The following is a 15,422-nucleotide window of genomic DNA, read 5'->3' on the forward strand; positions in this document are numbered from 1 at the left end:
CCGCGCGCTACCCAGTGCGCGGCTTTTCCCGGCCTGACAGCCTCCAATCGCGTAAAGGTTCATTATGCTGCTCGTCGACGTCTATCTCGACAAATCACCCATCCAGGGAATCGGCGTCTTTGCCAAGAACCACATTCCTCGCGGTACTCTGATCTGGAAGTTAGACCCAAGGTTCGATCGGCTCATCGAGGTCGAGACTTATGAGCGGGCGGCCGGCCCGGTGAAGAGCTATCTCGACCGCTACTCCTATCCTGACCGCCGCGATCCGAACTACATCGTCTTCGAAGCCGACGACGCGCGCTACATGAACCATGCCGACGAGCCTAATTGCGACGTCTCCTCACCCGAGGAGAGTTTTGCGCTGCGCGACATCGCGCCTGGCGAAGAGTTGACCTGCAACTACAACCATTTTTTCGAAACGGGCTTCGATTTTCTCGGTGACCGCCACCTGTCATCCGCAGACTCGATCTAGACTAGTTCGCCCTCTTGCGGGCCGGATAGCCGTTTGGATGCGCGGGTATCGCCTTGAGATAGGCGGCGATGGCAGCACGGTCCTGCGGCGCCAGCTCGGCCATGTTTCGCTGCACGTCGACCATGGCGCCGCCGACGGAATCAAAATCGGGCGTGAAGCCGGTTTCGAGGTAGTTGGCGATGTCGGCTTCCGACCAATCGCCTATACCGCCCTCGCCCGATGTGATGTTCGGCACGACGCCGCTGCCTTCGGCAGCCACCGCACCGGCCAGCCACACGTTCTTTTTCGTACCACCTGCGAGGTCGCGCGGCGTGTGGCATTCGCCGCAATGACCCGGCCCCTCGACCAGATAGCGGCCGGCCATGACCGGATCGGGCGTGGCAGCGGGAAATGGAACGACAGGCTGGTCGCTAAGATAGAGCAATTTCCACAGGCCGATGCCGCGACGAATGTTGAAGGGAAAACCGAGCGAATTTGCAGGCGCCTTGCCGGCGACGGCCGGCAGCGTCTTGAGGAAGGCATAGAGATCGCCAATGTCGACCGGATTCATGCGCGCGTAGGACGCATAGGGAAACGCCGGATAGAAGTGTCGGCCCGAAGGCGACACGCCCTTCAGCATGGCATTGGCGAGGTCCTCGACCGACCATGCGCCGATGCCGTCCTTGGCGTCTTGCGAAATGTTGGGCGGCACGAAGGTTCCGAACGGCGTCTTGAGCTCGAGACCGCCCGCGAGTTGAAGCCGCGCATCGCCCTGTGAGCCCGGCTTTGCATGGCAGGATGTACAACCGCCGGCAAAAAAAATGCGCTTGCCCCTGGCTGCGTCGCCAGGACCGAGCTTGGCCAGGGTCTCCCTGTCGAGCCTCACCGGCGCCGACCCGACCCACCCGGCAACCGCGCCGACGCCGCCGAGGATGACGATGGCGCCGACGAGTTTCTTTAGCCAGGGCATCGCCCGCTATCAGCCTTTTTTCACCCGGTAGGTCTGGTGGCAGGTGCCGCAATCGGAGCCGATGGCGCCGAATTGCGCCTTCAACGCATCGACGTCGGCAGGAGCGGCAGCGGCCGCTGCCTTGACGTCGGCGACATATTTGGCGTTGGTGGCCTTGAAGCCGGCCATGTCTTCCCAGATCTTCGGCGACGCAGTGGTATCGCCGCCTGTGTCGCTGCCCGCCGGAAACAGCGCGTCGACGTCGACTTTCTCGGCATTCGCATGCAGCGCCTGCAGCGCCGTCAGCACCGCGGCGGCATCAAACGGCTCCTCGCCCTTGACCACTTTCGACAGGCCGCCGACGATCTTTCCACGTTCCTTCATCAGTGCCTGCCGGTCGAGGATCGGGTCGGCAAAGGCCGCCGAAGCCGCGAGTGCGAGCATAGAGATGGCGATAACAAGCTTTCTCATTCAATTGGCTCCATGATGAAGGCATTTCGGGACAGGACGTCAACGGATGTTACAGAGGGAAAATTCCCTTCCCCCTGATGATTTTTGCCGGACCTTTGCTCTTGCGGGACGCAGAAAAGAAAAGCCCCGGGTGATACCGGGGCTTCTGGAAATCGATCACTTCGCCTTTTCGTACAATTCCAGGACATGGTCCCAGTTGATCAGGCTGTCGACGAACGCCTCGAGATATTTCGGCCGGGCGTTGCGGTAGTCGATGTAGTAGGAGTGCTCCCAGACATCGACGCCGAGGATCGGCGACGCGCCATGGACGAGCGGGTTTTCGCCGTTCGGTGTCTTGGAGATCGCCAGCTTGCCATCCTTGACCGAGACCCAGGCCCAGCCGGAGCCGAACTGTGTCGTGCCAGCGGCAATGAAGTCGGCCTTGAACTTGTCGTAGCCGCCGAGATCGCTATCGACTGCCTTCTGCAAGGCGCCCGGCAGCTTGTTGCCGCCGCCGCCTTTCTTCATCCACTTCCAGAAATGGATGTGGTTGTAATGCTGGGCGGCATTGTTGAAGAGGCCGGCATTCTTGCCGAACGACTGCTTGACCACCTCTTCGACCGACAGATCGCCCAAGCCGGCCTCGGCGGCGAGTTTGTTGCCGTTATCGACATACGCCTTGTGGTGCTTGTCGTGGTGATATTCCAGCGTCTCTTTCGACATGTAAGGCTGCAAGGCCTCATAGTCGTAAGGCAGAGCGGGCAATTCAAAGGCCATGGATAGTACTCCCTCGTGGAAAAATCCGGTGTCGATACCGGAGTAAGATAGGTCTGGAATGGGTTGGGACAACTCCGGATGAAGCGTCGATCGCCTTTTTATCCGCTCAAACAGCAGAAGTCGAATGCGCCCAATCCCAATAGAGTTCGCGCGCTTTTTTGGCCACCGGCCCGGGTTGCAGATTGCGATCCTCGATGCGCGTGATCGGCACCACCTTGGAATGGTTCCCGGTCGAAAAAATTTCGTCTGCTTCGAGGAAATCGCGCACCGACAGCGTCTTTTCCGTGGTCCTGAAGCCATATTCGCCGAGCAGCGCTATCGTGCGCGAGCGGGTGATGCCGGATAGGAAGGTGCCGTTCGGCGCAGGCGTAAAGACGTGGCCATCCTTGACCAGGAAGATGTTCGAGGTTCCGGTCTCGGCGACGTTGCCCAGCATATCGAGCACCATTGCGTTGTCGAAGCCGCGCATCTTGGCTTCGAGAATGGCCCTACCGTTGTTGGGGTAAAGGCAGCCGGCCTTGGCGTTGGTCGGCATGGTTTCAATGGTCGGACGCCGGAACGGCGACACGGTCACCGAAAAGCCAGTCGCCGGAATCATCGGTGATTCATAGAGGCAAAGGCAAAAGCGCGTCGAGGCGGGATCGGCCGGCACGCCCATATAGCCGCCATGCTCGGCCCAGTACATCGGCCTGATATAGACCGCCGTCTTGCCGTCGAACTTCTTCAACCCATCCCATGTCAGCCCGACGATCTTGTCGGCGCTCATGTTCGGCTTCAGGCCGAGCGCAATCGCCGAGGAATTCACCCTGGCTGCGTGGAAGTCGAGATCCGGCGCCACGCCTTCGAACCAGCGGCCGCCGTCAAAAACGCTGGTGCCGAGCCACATGGCGTGGCTGCGCGGCCCCAGAATGGCGACGTTGCCTTCGTGCCAATCACCATCGACGAAAGTCCATGTCGTGGATTGCGCCGCAGCCGCCAGTGTCATCATCTCGTCCCGTCTCAATCGGTCTCGTGTGACAGCCATTGGAAGATGCTTTGGCGGGCGCCGTCAACCGGCATCATGGAGTTTTGTTGAGGCCAGTGCCGGGGCGCAATGCAATCAAAGCTTGCACCTTGTCGCGCCTGCCCTCAAAACTGCTGTCATGCAATACGCCGCCTATGTCTTCGACGCCTATGGCACGCTGTTCGACGTGCATGCCGCCGTACGCCGTCATGCCGACCGGATCGGGCCGGACGGCCAATTGCTGTCCGAGATCTGGCGCGCCAAACAGCTCGAATATTCCTGGGTGCGCACGCTGATGGGCGCCTATGCCGATTTCTGGCAACTGACCGAACAGGCGCTCGATTTCGCCTTGCGCAAGGTTCCCTCGGCCGACCCCGGTCTCAAGGCGATATTGCTGGATGCCTATTGGCGGCTCGATTGCTATCCGGAAGTGCCGGCCGTGCTCAAGGCGCTCAAGGCTTCGGGAGCGAGGCTGGCGATCCTGTCCAACGGCTCGCCCGAAATGCTGCAGGCGGCGGTCAAATCCGCCGCGCTCGACCAGGTTCTGGACGATATCTATTCCGTCGATACGGTGCGGCGCTTCAAGACCGATCCCGCGGTCTACGACATGGTCGCCACCGGCCGGCGCCTCTACCCCGGCGCGGTTTCCTTCCAGTCGTCCAATCGCTGGGACATTGCAGGCGCCACCAAATTCGGCTTTCGCACGGTGTGGATCAACCGCTCCAACCAGCCCGAAGAATACCGGGACTTCCCACCGGCCCTGATCCTGCCGTCGCTCGAAGCCCTTGTGCCCGGCAGCTAAGAGACCTGTGTCTCTGGCGCCACAGTAGCAGCCTGGTCACAGCTTCGCCTTTCTTTGCCCACGTTCGGGCCAGAATCGGAACCGCCTATCGCCCCAGGTGTTGTCAGGCACCCGCGTAACTGTCGGCGAATTCACGCTTTGTTGCGATTTGAGACTTAAAGAAGGCAACCATGTCCATAACCGAAATCGAATCTTTTCGCCTGAGCCGTCGCGGCTTTCTCAATGCCGCAGCCCTGGGCGCCGCTTCGATCGCGGTTTCCGCATGCGCCACCACCGGGCCGGGTCCGGTCGAGCCGCCGCCACCAACCTATGTCGAGCCGCCTCTGGCGGACTATGTGACGATGTATGCAGCAGTCAGCGACGGCGGCTTCGATTTGCCGGCCATCCCAGTCGACAAGATCGATCCGCAATTCCTGCGTCAGATCGTTCCCGACCCGACGGGACAGAAGCCGGGAACCATAGTCGTCGATACGACCGGCCACTTCCTTTATCTGGTTCGTCCAGGCGGTCAGGCGATACGCTACGGTGTCGGCCTTGGCCGCGCCGGCTTCGAATGGTCCGGCGACGCCGTCGTTCAGTGGAAGCAGAAATGGCCAAAATGGACGCCGCCGGACGAAATGATAGCCCGCCAGCCGGAACTGAAACCCTACAGCGCCGACAATGGCGGCATGCCCGGCGGCCTGAAGAATCCGCTCGGTGCACGCGCGCTCTATCTGTTCCAGGGCAATGTCGACACGCTCTACCGTCTGCACGGCTCGCCGGAGTGGCGCTCGATCGGCAAGTCGGTGTCGTCAGGCTGCGTGCGTCTGATGAACCAGGACATTATCGACCTCTATGATCGCGTGCCCTCGAAGACGCCGGTCATCGTGACCAGCGACGCCAGCCAACCCATGGTGGCGACGGCCAACCGACAGGCGATCCCGATCGATGCCGGCGTGCCGGACGGTTCGGTGCTGCTTGGACCGGTCAAGGCGATCACGAATTCGATTTTCTGAGCTGACTAGGCAGCGGCGCCCGCTGCCTCCAGTCACCGCCCGCGCGACAAGCTCCCCAGAATGCCGCGCACGATTGCCCGACCGACCGAGGAGCCGACCGAGCGCACCACCGACTTGATCGCCGCCTCTGCGACCGTCTGGCGGTTGGACGGGCGCGGTGCAGATGTGCGCCTGCCACCGGATTGCGGCGCGGGATCGTCATTGCCGAAGCCCGGAATGGTCCAGCGCGAGCCGCCGCTGCCGGCCTGCTGGGCCTGCTCTTCGGCATCCTGCGCGTCCTTGGCCTTTTTCTGCAGCATTTCGAAAGCCGATTCGCGATCGACGGCCTGATCGTACTGGCCGGCGACCGGGCTTTCCTGGATCAGCTTTTGCCGCTCAGCGGCCGTTATGGGCCCAAGCCGCGAGGATGGCGGGCGGATCAGTGTCCGCTGCACCATGGACGGAACACCCTTGGCTTCCAACGTCGAGACCAGCGCCTCGCCAGTGGCAAGCTGTGTAATGGCGGTCATGCAGTCGAAATCGGGATTTGGCCGGAACGTTTCGGCCGCCGTCCGGACTGCCTGCTGCTCGCGCGGTGTATAGGCGCGCAGCGCGTGCTGGACGCGATTGCCGAGCTGGGCCAGGACTTTTTCAGGGATATCCAAAGGGTTCTGGGTGACGAAATAGACGCCGACGCCTTTCGAGCGGATCAGTCGGACGACCTGTTCGACGCGATCGATGAGCACCTTGGGTGCTTCGTCGAACAGAAGATGGGCCTCGTCGAAGAAGAACACCAGCTTCGGCTTGTCGGGGTCGCCGACTTCCGGCAGCACCTCGAACAGCTCCGACATCAGCCATAGCAGGAAGGTCGCGTAGAGCCGCGGATTCATCATCAGCTTGTCGGCGGCAAGCACGCTGATGGCGCCGCGTCCGTCGCGGGTGGTGCGCATGATATCGGCGATACGCAGTGCCGGTTCGCCGAAGAAGTTTGCGGCCCCCTGCTGTTCGAGGACCAGCAGCGTGCGCTGGATAGCCCCGACCGATGGCTTCGTCACGTTGCCATAGCGCGAGCCGATCTCGTCGGCGCGCTCGGCGATGTTGGCGAGCAGCGCCTGCAGATCCTTCATGTCGAGCAGCAGCAAGCCTTCCTCGTCCGCCAGGCGGAAGGCGATGTTCATGATGCCTTCCTGCGCCTCGGTCAGGTTCATCAGGCGCGACAGCAACAACGGCCCCATTTCCGAGACCGTGGCGCGGATCGGATGACCCTGCTCGCCGAACAAGTCCCAGAAGATAACGGGAAATTCCTGGAAGTCATACGGATCGAGCTTGACCTGTTCGGCCCGCTTGACGAGGAAATCCTGTGCCGTGCCCATCATCGCGATGCCCGACAGATCACCCTTGATGTCCGCGCAGAACACCGGCACGCCGGCGTTGGAAAATCCTTCGGCCAGGATCTGCAAGGTGACGGTCTTGCCGGTGCCGGTGGCGCCGGTCACCAGGCCGTGACGATTCCCATATCGCAGCAACAACTGCTCGGCACGCTGATAGCTGTCGTCGGGCTTTCGGCTGGCGCCGATGAAAATACTGGTCTCGTCAGCCATATGTCCGGTCTCCGCAAACTGATGTGTCTAAAGCCAGTGGCCTTGCCGCAGGTATAGTGAGGCCATTGCACAGCGACAATGCCATTCGTCCAAATCGGGGCCATTCGTCCAAATCCGGGCCATTCGCCCAAATCGGCCCCATTCGTTCAGATCGGGTTTTTGGAGCTTGCGGATTTTGCCGCTGTTTGGCAATCGTCGTCCACGCGGACTGACCTATATCTGATGGATCGAATCCGGTCTCTGAAAGCGCATTGCATTGCGATATCGGACCGGGGACCGTAGACTGAACCGCTCCCGGCTGGTGCGGCCGCATGAAACGAGGAGGACGGATGGGCGCCGGAGCCTTGATCCAGGACGTGGAACCCGAGAACGCCGAGCGTCAGCGATGGCTCGCCTTGGCGGAAAAGGCATTGGCAGGCGCTTCCTTCGAGGAAAAGCTGGTCTCGCACAGCGATGACAACATCCGTATCGAACCGCTCTACGACCGCAGCACCGCGGCGGAACCGATCGTGCGTACAAACCCGAAATCGCCATGGATCGTCAGCCAGCGCATCGACGATCCGGACATCGACCGTGCCAGAAGCCAAGCGCTGGAGGATGTTGCACAGGGTGCCACGGGATTGTCGCTGGTCTTCGAAGGGGCGCCCAACGCGTTCGGCTACGGCTTGCCGAGAACGGCGGAGGCGCTGGAGGCGGTGCTGGACGGCATACCGCTCAACCGCATCCAGGTTCGCATCGACGCCCATCCCTGGAGCCGCGCCGTGGCCGACTGGCTGGTCGCGTTCCTGAGCAAGCGGCGATCGGACCCGGCAAAGCTCAACCTCTCCTTCGGCATCGATCCAGCGGCGATCTTCGCGGGAACCGGTCGGCTGCGCATGTCGATCGAGGCGCTGCAGGCCTCTATGCCACAGTCGCTGGCGCACTTCTTCGCGATGGGCGTTCCGGGCGTGCTGCTGGAAGCTGACGGGCGCGTGTTCCACAATGCCGGCGCCACGGAAGCGCAGGAACTTGGCATCATGCTGGCTTCGGCTGTCTCCTATCTCAGAATGTTCGAGACGGCGCGGCAGCCGCTTGTCTATGCCGCACCCCATATCGGTTTTGCGCTCAGCGTCGACCAGGACCAGTTGCTGTCGACGGCCAAGATGCGAGCACTGCGCAGGCTATGGGCGCGGGTGCAGGAGGCTTGTTCGATCCCGACATCCACCGCCAATATCCATGCCGAGACGTCGTTTCGCATGATGACGGCGATGGATCCGGAGACCAACATCCTGCGCACCACCATTGCATGCTTTGCCGCGGCGTGCGGCGGCGCCGATTCGATCTCCATCCTGCCGCACACGATCGCGCATGGTCTGCCGGCGGGTTTTGCCCGTCGTGTTGCCCGCAACACGCAGCTGATCATGGCCAATGAAAGCCATATCGATCATGTCACCGATCCCGCCTATGGTTCCGGCGCCGTCGAGGCGTTGACCGCGGAGTTGTGCGAGTTGGCGTGGACGGAATTGCAGACGATCGAAGCCGAGGGCGGTGTCCTGTCCAGCCTTCAGGACGGACGCATCCAGAAGCGCGTCCACGCAGCTGCGGAGCAGCGCAATGCAGCCTACCGCACAGGCCAACGGGCCATCATCGGCACCACGCTCTATCCATCGAAAGACGAACGTCCGGTCGAGACGCTGGCGGCGGAACGGCGGCCGGCCTTCACCGAAGGCGTTGCCGTCTGCGAGGCGCTGTTTCCAGTCCGCATCGACCAATCGATCGGAGCCGGCTCTTGATCCCGGACTTCGGCCAGATCGGCTGGGTCCCGCCACGCCGCGCTCCCGTCGAGGTCAAAGGCCAGCGGACCACGCCGGAAGGGCTCGTCGCCAAGCATCTGTACAATCAAAGCGACCTCAAGGGGTTGCCGCATCTCGACACCTATCCCGGCCTGCCGCCCTTCGTGCGCGGCCCCTACCCGACCATGTATGTCCAGCAGCCCTGGACCATCCGGCAATATGCCGGCTTCTCGACGGCCGAAGAATCCAATGCATTTTACCGACGCAACCTTGCCGCCGGCCAGAAGGGCCTGTCGGTCGCCTTCGATCTCGCCACGCATCGCGGCTATGACAGCGATCATCCGCGCGTTGCCGGCGATGTCGGCATGGCTGGCGTCGCCATCGATTCCATTCTCGACATGCGGCAGCTCTTCGACGGCATTCCGCTCGGCGAGATGACGGTATCGATGACGATGAACGGCGCGGTGCTGCCGATCATGGCGCTCTACATTGTCGCGGCGGAAGAACAGGGCGTTGCGCAGAAAGATCTCGCCGGCACCATTCAGAACGACATTCTGAAAGAGTTCATGGTCCGCAACACCTACATCTATCCGCCGAAACCCTCGATGCGGATCGTGTCGGACATCTTCTCGTACACATCGAAGAACATGCCGAAGTTCAATTCGATATCGATCTCCGGCTATCACATGCAGGAGGCCGGCGCGACGGCCGACCTTGAACTCGCCTATACGATCGCCGATGGCATCGAGTATGCCCGCGCCGGCGTCGCGGCGGGCCTCGACATTGACCGCTTTGCGCCGCGCCTGTCCTTCTTCTGGGCCATCGGCATGAATTTCTTCATGGAAGTCGCCAAGCTGCGGGCCGCGCGCCTGTTGTGGGCGACCCTGATGCAGAAGAATTTTTCGCCCAAGGACGAGCGCTCGTTGTCGCTGCGCACCCATTGCCAGACTTCTGGCTGGTCGCTGACGGCGCAGGATCCCTACAACAACATTGTCCGCACCATGATCGAGGCAATGGCTGCAACGCAGGGCCACACCCAATCGCTGCACACCAATTCCTTCGACGAGGCGATGGCGCTGCCGACCGACCATTCGGCGCGGATCGCCCGCAACACCCAGCTCATCCTGCAAAAGGAATCCGGCACCACGCGCATCATCGACCCGTGGGGCGGTTCGGCCTATCTTGAACGGCTGACGCATGATCTGGCGGCGCGCGCGCTTGCTCATATCGAGGAGGTCGAGGCGCTCGGCGGCATGGCGGCGGCGACCGAACAGGGCATTCCCAAGCTGCGCATCGAGGAAGCTGCCGCGCGCACGCAGGCGCGGATCGATTCCGGCGAGCAGATGCTGGTCGGCGTCAACGCCCATCGGCCCGAGACCGACATCGAGGTCGACGTGCTGAAGATCGACAATGCCGAGGTCAGGGCCCGGCAATTGTCGAAGCTGCAACGGCTGAAGGGCACGCGCGATGTCGCCGCCGTCGAAAGCGCACTCGATGCGCTGACCCGTGCCGCGCAAGGCAATGAAAACCTGCTGGAATTCGCCATCCGAGCCGCGCGCGCCAATGCAACGGTCGGCGAGATTTCATTCGCGTTGGAAAGGGCGTTTGGGCGCCACGTCGCTACGGTGCAGACCATTTCCGGCATCTATCGCAAGGCGCTTGGCGATCATCCCGTGGTCGACGGGCTGCAGGACAAGCTTGACGCCTTCGAGAAGAAGACCGGCGGCAAGCCGCGCATTCTCGTCGCCAAGATGGGCCAGGACGGCCACGACCGTGGCCAGAAGGTCATCGCTACGGCCTTCGCCGATCTCGGCTTCGACGTCACCGTCGGCGCGATGTTCCAGACACCGGATGAGATCGCCAGGCTGGCGGTCGCACAGGACGTCCACATCGTCGGCGCCTCGTCGCTGGCGGCGGGACATTTGACGCTGATCCCGGAACTGCGCGACGCGCTTAAAAAGCTCGGCCGCGGCGACATGCTGATCGTCGCCGGCGGCGTCATCCCACCGCAGGACTATGACGCGGTGCGGCAAGCCGGCGCTGCGGAAATCTTCCCGCCGGGCACAGTCATTCCAGAGGCAGCGGATCGCCTGCTGGACCGCCTGCTGGCCACGGACTAGGACTGCTGCATCTCTGAAAAGGTTGTGCTAGACTGACACTGCAACCAAGGTGCGGTAACCGTGAAGACGACCATCCACAAGCTCGACGACGGATCAGATGCCCTGATCTTGCCACGGGAATGCTGGACAGCTTGAATCTGCAATCGGGCGATCAGCTCCAGATCATCGAAACTGATCACGGCATCATTTTAAGACCGGTGGCCGACAGGTTCGAACGGCAGATGAAGGCCGCGCGCGAGGTCATGGACAAATATCGGGTCGGGCTTCAGAAACTCGCCAAATGACGCGCCAATCAGTGCGGCGGATTTGAGACGTCCTAGCTCTCGGAGAGCTTGACGATTTCCCATTCCTTGCCGTTGACGCTGGCCAAGTCGCCGATCTTCTTGCCGAACAGGGCGACAGCCATTGGCGAAACATGCGAAATGCTGCCCTTGGTGGGATCAGCCTCGTCCTCGCCGACGATCTTCCAATGCACCTTCTTGCCGTCATCGCTCTCGATCGTGACGCCCATGCCGAAGCGCACAACGTCACTGCCCGGCTCCGGCACCGAGAGTTCGGCGCTTTCGCGCCGGGCGGTCCAGTAACGCAGATCGCGCGACACGACCGCTATGCGCTCGCGGTCGGCTTTGCGTTCGGCCTTCGCCAGTATGTCGCGCAGATCGGCCAGATTTTCCTCGATCTGCGCCAGGCCGCGTTCCGTCACCAGATTGCGATGCTGGCTGACCGGCCGCTCACCGACACCGGCGATGGCATTTTCGCTGTCTTCCTCGCGGGTGAAAGCTCTGCTCATTTCCTGAACTTAGGCCCGCAGAGGCTGCTCGACAAGCCATTGTCGTTTCCGTCCAGAGGAGAGGCAAACCGTCTGGCACGATTCCTGCGACGCCAAGGTTGAACGCTGGGATTCTGTGCCGATGTTGAACAGACGAACGCTGCTGACTGGAACCGCCGGCTTTGCCGTCATGGGCCTTGCGCTCGGCAAGGCGGTAGCCGCAAGCTTGAGCGGCATCGAGAAAGCCTCGATGCGCGGCTCGATCAATGCCACCGAACTCGGCGTGCAGCCCGGCACATCAGACGATCAGAGCAAGGCCTTCGCCAAACTGCTGCGTGACGCAAACAGCCGCGACATGCCGGTGTTCCTGCCGCCCGGCACCTATGTCGTCTCCAATCTTTCGCTGCCCGGCCGCGTACGTCTTTCCGGCGTGCCGGGCGCGACGCGCATCGTTTACGGCGGTGACGGCCACCTGTTCATGGCCGAACAGGCCGACCATATCGAACTTAGCGGACTGGTCTTCGATGGTGCGAACCGTGCGATGGGCGATTACACGCAAGGGCTGCTCGATCTGCGCCGTGTCGCGCACCTCGCCATCGACAATTGCCAGATCACCGGCAGCGGCAAGAACGGGCTGGCGCTGGAACACGCGATCGGCCGGATCGAGCGCTGTGAGATATCGGGCGCCGCCGATGCCGGCATCTATTCGGTCGAAGCCGGCGGGCTGGCCATCACGGGCAACACCGTTTCCGACTGCGCCAATGGCGGCATCCTCGTACACCGCTGGCAGGTGGCCGAAGACGGCACCATGGTCACCGGCAACCGCGTCCAAGGGATCCAGGCACGCAGCGGCGGAACCGGGCAGAACGGCAACGGCATCAATGCCTTTCGCGCCGGCAATGTCGTCATCTCGGGCAACATCGTCTCGGACTGCGCCTTCTCGGCCATCCGCGCCAACAGCGCCAGCAACCTGCAGATATCGGGCAACACCTGCTCGCGCTCTGGCGAAACGGCGATCTATTCCGAGTTCTCGTTCGAAGGCGCCATCATCAGCAACAACATCGTCGACGGCGCCGCCAACGGCATCTCGATCGTCAATTTCAACGAAGGCGGCCGCATGGGCGTCTGTTCCGGCAACATCGTGCGCAATCTGTCGACCAGCGGCCCCTACCCCGCCGACTCGCCGGGATTTGGCGTCGGCATCGGCGTTGAGGCCGACACCACCGTTTCCAACAATGTCATCGAGAACGCGCCACTCTATGGCATGCAGATCGGCTGGGGCCCGTACCTGCGCAATGTCGTCGCCACCGGCAACATCATCCGCAAGGCAGGAACCGGGATCGTCGTATCCGTGGTCGAGGGCGCCGGTACGGCCGTCATTTCAGACAATGTCATCGACGGCGCGCTGAACGGTGCGGTTGTCGGCCAGCGCTGGGCGGAGCCCGCGACAGGCGATCTCGCCTCGTCAAACGGTAGCGGCTACGCGCATCTGACCGTCGAGCGCAATCACGTCACTTGAGAGTTGCCGTCGGCCTCAGCGCTCCGACTTTGGCACCGTTGCGATTTTCGATGGGCGTGTTTGCCAATTCGAGCAGCTTCGCCGCCAAGGCCTCGTCGGCACGCAACAGTTTGGCAAGGACGGCGGCAACCATGGCTTCGCCGGCGCGGCCGGCGCCATCATCGCATTTGAGTGCGATGCCGAGGCCAAGTTCCGGAATTGCGGCACAATGGACGCCTTCGGCGCCGCCCTTCGTGAAAATCCGCCCTGGTGCGGCCTCCATCAACGCGACGTCTTCGCGGCCGCTGCCGGAAACGAAGAAGGGCTCGGCCATGCAGGCGGAAAGCAGCCGCTTTGCAGCCTTGGCTCGCTCTGGGCCAAAACCTGATGTCGTGGCCATGCGGGCAAAGCCGAGCGCGAAGCTCCTGAGCGGCACCGCGTAGGTCGGGATCGAACAGCCGTCGATGGCACGCTGGTCCTCACCATGGACAGCGCCCGTCACCGACTGCATGGCGTCGCGCACCATGTCCTGCAGGCCGTGTCCCGGCTTGACATAGCCGCGATGCGCAATGCCGGCGTGGACGCAGGTGCAGAGGAAGCCGGAATGTTTGCCGGAACAATTGTTGTGCAAGGCGTTCGGCGAGCCGCCGGCGCGGGCGAGCGCAATCTCGGCGTCATGATTGGATGGCCAATGCGTGCCGCATTCGAGCGCCGATCCGTCCAGCCCAGCCTTGGCCAGCATGGATCGCGCAAGGTCGACATGTGCCGGCTCGCCCGAGTGGGAGGCGCAGGCGAGCGCCAGTTCGCGGTTGCCGAAACCATAGGCATCCGCCGCCCCGCTTTCGACCAACGGCAAGGCCTGGATCGCCTTGACCGCCGAGCGCGGAAACACCGGCTTGGCCGTATCGCCGATCTCCCACACGGGCTTGCCGTCGCCATCGAAGACCGCGACTGAGCCGCGATGCGCGCTCTCGACGATCGCGCCGCGCAAGACTTCGATCAGAACCGGATTTGTCATGTCACCTCCCGCAAATGCGGGCGGTTTATCTGATCCGGTCGAGAATGGAAACGTAGTTGGCGACCGCCGCACCGCCCATATTGAAGATGCCGCCCAGTTTTGCGCCCGGCACCTGGATGCCGCTGGCCTCACCGACAAGCTGCATGGCGGTCAAGACATGCATGGACACGCCAGTGGCGCCGATCGGATGGCCCTTGGCCTTCAGCCCGCCGGACGGATTGACCGGCAGGCGACCATCCTTGGCCGTTGTGCCGTCCAACGCCAGCTTCGCCCCCTCTCCCGGCTTGGCAAGGCCCATCGCCTCGTACTCGATCAGTTCGGCAATGGTGAAGCAGTCATGCGTTTCGACGAAGGACAGATCGTCGAGCGTCACGCCGGCCGATTTCAGCGCCCGGTTCCAGGCCTGCTCGCAGCCTTCGAAGGTCAGAATGTCGCGCTTCGACATCGGCAGGAAATCCTGCACATGTTCGTTGGCGCGGAAGGCAACGGCACGGCGCATCTTCAGTGCCGTGGCGGTGTCGGCAAGGATAAGGGCGGCGGCGCCGTCGGAGACCAGCGAGCAGTCGGTGCGCTTCAGAGGACCGGCAACGAAGGGGTTCTTCTCGCTCTCTTGGCGGCAGAACTCATAGCCGAAATCCTTGCGCATCTGCGCATAGGGATTGTCGACGCCGTTCTTGTGGTTCTTGGCGGCAATCATGGCCAGCGCATCCGACTGATCGCCATAACGCTGGAAATAGGCCTGCGCGATCTTGCCGAAGACGCCGGCGAAACCCGCGGGTGTCTCGCCGTCCTCGGGCAGATAGGACGCCTTGAGCAGGTTTTTGCCGATCTCCGGCCCCGGCGTCGTCGTCATCTGCTCCGCGCCGACCACCAGCACGATGCGAGCGGCATTCGCGTCGATGGCGCGGATGCCTTGGCGGACCGCCGCCGATCCGGTGGCGCAAGCGTTCTCGACACGCGTCGCCGGCTTGAAGCGCAGCCGGTCGTCGGCCTGAAGCACCAGACTGGCGGTGAAATCCTGCGCCGAAAAACCGGCGTTGAAGTGGCCGAGCACGATCTCGTCGACCTCGTCGGGACCGATGCCGGCATGGTCGAGCGCGTCCGTTGCCACCTTGACGATGAGGTTTTCGAGCGTTTCGCCCTCAAGCTTGCCGAAGCGCGAATGCGTCCATCCGACGATGCATGCGGTCATGGCGGTCTCCATCCTTGGCGCCGGCCTGGCATGTCGGCTCACGGCG

Annotated in this window: 15 protein-coding genes; 7 read left to right on the forward strand and 8 right to left on the reverse strand. The window is 62.6% G+C overall.

Annotated elements, in window-relative coordinates:
• The first annotated feature begins 64 nt into the window (after positions 1–64).
• Positions 65–472 (forward strand): SET domain-containing protein, encoded by a 408-nt coding sequence (locus tag RPF88_RS14050; RefSeq protein WP_013532664.1) that lies wholly within the window; start codon positions 65–67, stop codon positions 470–472.
• A gap of 1 nt (position 473) precedes the next feature.
• On the opposite strand, the gene RPF88_RS14055 is transcribed toward RPF88_RS14050, so the two are convergent.
• The 4 genes from RPF88_RS14055 to RPF88_RS14070 form a co-directional block, all read right to left on the reverse strand.
• Positions 474–1,421 (reverse strand): cytochrome c, encoded by a 948-nt coding sequence (locus tag RPF88_RS14055; RefSeq protein WP_013532665.1) that lies wholly within the window; start codon positions 1,419–1,421, stop codon positions 474–476.
• A 9-nt stretch (positions 1,422–1,430) separates the two neighbouring features.
• Positions 1,431–1,871: a c-type cytochrome gene (locus tag RPF88_RS14060; protein WP_013532666.1), complete on the reverse strand. Its 441-nt coding sequence runs from the start codon at positions 1,869–1,871 to the stop codon at positions 1,431–1,433.
• 156 nt (positions 1,872–2,027) lie between these two features.
• On the reverse strand, positions 2,028–2,627 hold the full coding sequence (locus RPF88_RS14065; RefSeq protein WP_013532667.1) for a superoxide dismutase: 600 nt from the start codon (positions 2,625–2,627) through the stop codon (positions 2,028–2,030).
• 106 nt (positions 2,628–2,733) lie between these two features.
• On the reverse strand, positions 2,734–3,612 hold the full coding sequence (locus RPF88_RS14070) for a branched-chain amino acid aminotransferase (protein ID WP_024505546.1): 879 nt from the start codon (positions 3,610–3,612) through the stop codon (positions 2,734–2,736).
• 157 nt (positions 3,613–3,769) lie between these two features.
• On the opposite strand from RPF88_RS14070, the gene RPF88_RS14075 reads away from it, so the two are divergent.
• Together RPF88_RS14075 and RPF88_RS14080 are read left to right on the forward strand one after the other, a co-directional pair.
• Complete coding sequence (locus RPF88_RS14075; protein ID WP_013532669.1) at positions 3,770–4,432, forward strand: haloacid dehalogenase type II; 663 nt, start codon at positions 3,770–3,772, stop codon at positions 4,430–4,432.
• Positions 4,433–4,602: 170 nt separating this feature from the next.
• On the forward strand, positions 4,603–5,427 hold the full coding sequence (locus RPF88_RS14080; RefSeq protein WP_013532670.1) for a L,D-transpeptidase: 825 nt from the start codon (positions 4,603–4,605) through the stop codon (positions 5,425–5,427).
• Between the two features lie 32 nt (positions 5,428–5,459).
• Here the strand turns inward: RPF88_RS14080 and RPF88_RS14085 are convergent, their stop codons facing one another.
• Positions 5,460–7,007, reverse strand: a complete 1,548-nt coding sequence (locus RPF88_RS14085) for a helicase HerA-like C-terminal domain-containing protein (RefSeq protein ID WP_013532671.1) — start codon at positions 7,005–7,007, stop codon at positions 5,460–5,462.
• Positions 7,008–7,336: 329 nt separating this feature from the next.
• On the opposite strand from RPF88_RS14085, the gene RPF88_RS14090 reads away from it, so the two are divergent.
• The 3 genes from RPF88_RS14090 (at position 7,337) to RPF88_RS14100 (ending at position 11,183) form a co-directional block, all read left to right on the forward strand.
• On the forward strand, positions 7,337–8,779 hold the full coding sequence (locus tag RPF88_RS14090; RefSeq protein WP_013532672.1) for a methylmalonyl-CoA mutase subunit beta: 1,443 nt from the start codon (positions 7,337–7,339) through the stop codon (positions 8,777–8,779).
• Positions 8,776–10,899: a methylmalonyl-CoA mutase gene (gene scpA / locus RPF88_RS14095; protein WP_013532673.1), complete on the forward strand. Its 2,124-nt coding sequence runs from the start codon at positions 8,776–8,778 to the stop codon at positions 10,897–10,899. Before RPF88_RS14090 ends, scpA begins: the two co-directional genes overlap by 4 nt.
• 131 nt (positions 10,900–11,030) lie before the next feature.
• Positions 11,031–11,183: a hypothetical protein gene (locus RPF88_RS14100; protein ID WP_244514279.1), complete on the forward strand. Its 153-nt coding sequence runs from the start codon at positions 11,031–11,033 to the stop codon at positions 11,181–11,183.
• 32 nt (positions 11,184–11,215) lie between these two features.
• Here the strand turns inward: RPF88_RS14100 and greA are convergent, their stop codons facing one another.
• Positions 11,216–11,689 carry a transcription elongation factor GreA gene (greA, locus tag RPF88_RS14105; protein WP_013532674.1) on the reverse strand — a complete coding sequence of 158 codons (474 nt, stop codon included), beginning with the start codon at positions 11,687–11,689 and terminating at the stop codon, positions 11,216–11,218.
• 121 nt (positions 11,690–11,810) lie between these two features.
• Here greA and RPF88_RS14110 point away from each other — a divergent pair, with 121 nt between their 5' ends.
• The gene (locus RPF88_RS14110; protein ID WP_013532675.1) at positions 11,811–13,187 is read left to right on the forward strand and encodes a TIGR03808 family TAT-translocated repetitive protein; all 1,377 of its coding nucleotides are present in this window, start codon (positions 11,811–11,813) and stop codon (positions 13,185–13,187) included.
• On the opposite strand, the gene RPF88_RS14115 is transcribed toward RPF88_RS14110, so the two are convergent.
• Together RPF88_RS14115 and RPF88_RS14120 are read right to left on the reverse strand one after the other, a co-directional pair.
• Entirely contained in the window at positions 13,180–14,184 is a 1,005-nt protein-coding gene (locus RPF88_RS14115; RefSeq protein ID WP_013532676.1) for an asparaginase, read from the reverse strand. The two genes, RPF88_RS14110 and RPF88_RS14115, sit on opposite strands and share 8 nt — an antisense overlap.
• A 25-nt stretch (positions 14,185–14,209) precedes the next feature.
• Complete coding sequence (locus RPF88_RS14120) at positions 14,210–15,376, reverse strand: acetyl-CoA acetyltransferase (protein ID WP_013532677.1); 1,167 nt, start codon at positions 15,374–15,376, stop codon at positions 14,210–14,212.
• Between the last annotated feature and the right edge of the window lie 46 nt (positions 15,377–15,422).

The organism is Mesorhizobium sp. ISC11, assembly GCF_037162595.1.
GTDB classification, from domain to species: domain Bacteria; phylum Pseudomonadota; class Alphaproteobacteria; order Rhizobiales; family Rhizobiaceae; genus Mesorhizobium; species Mesorhizobium ciceri.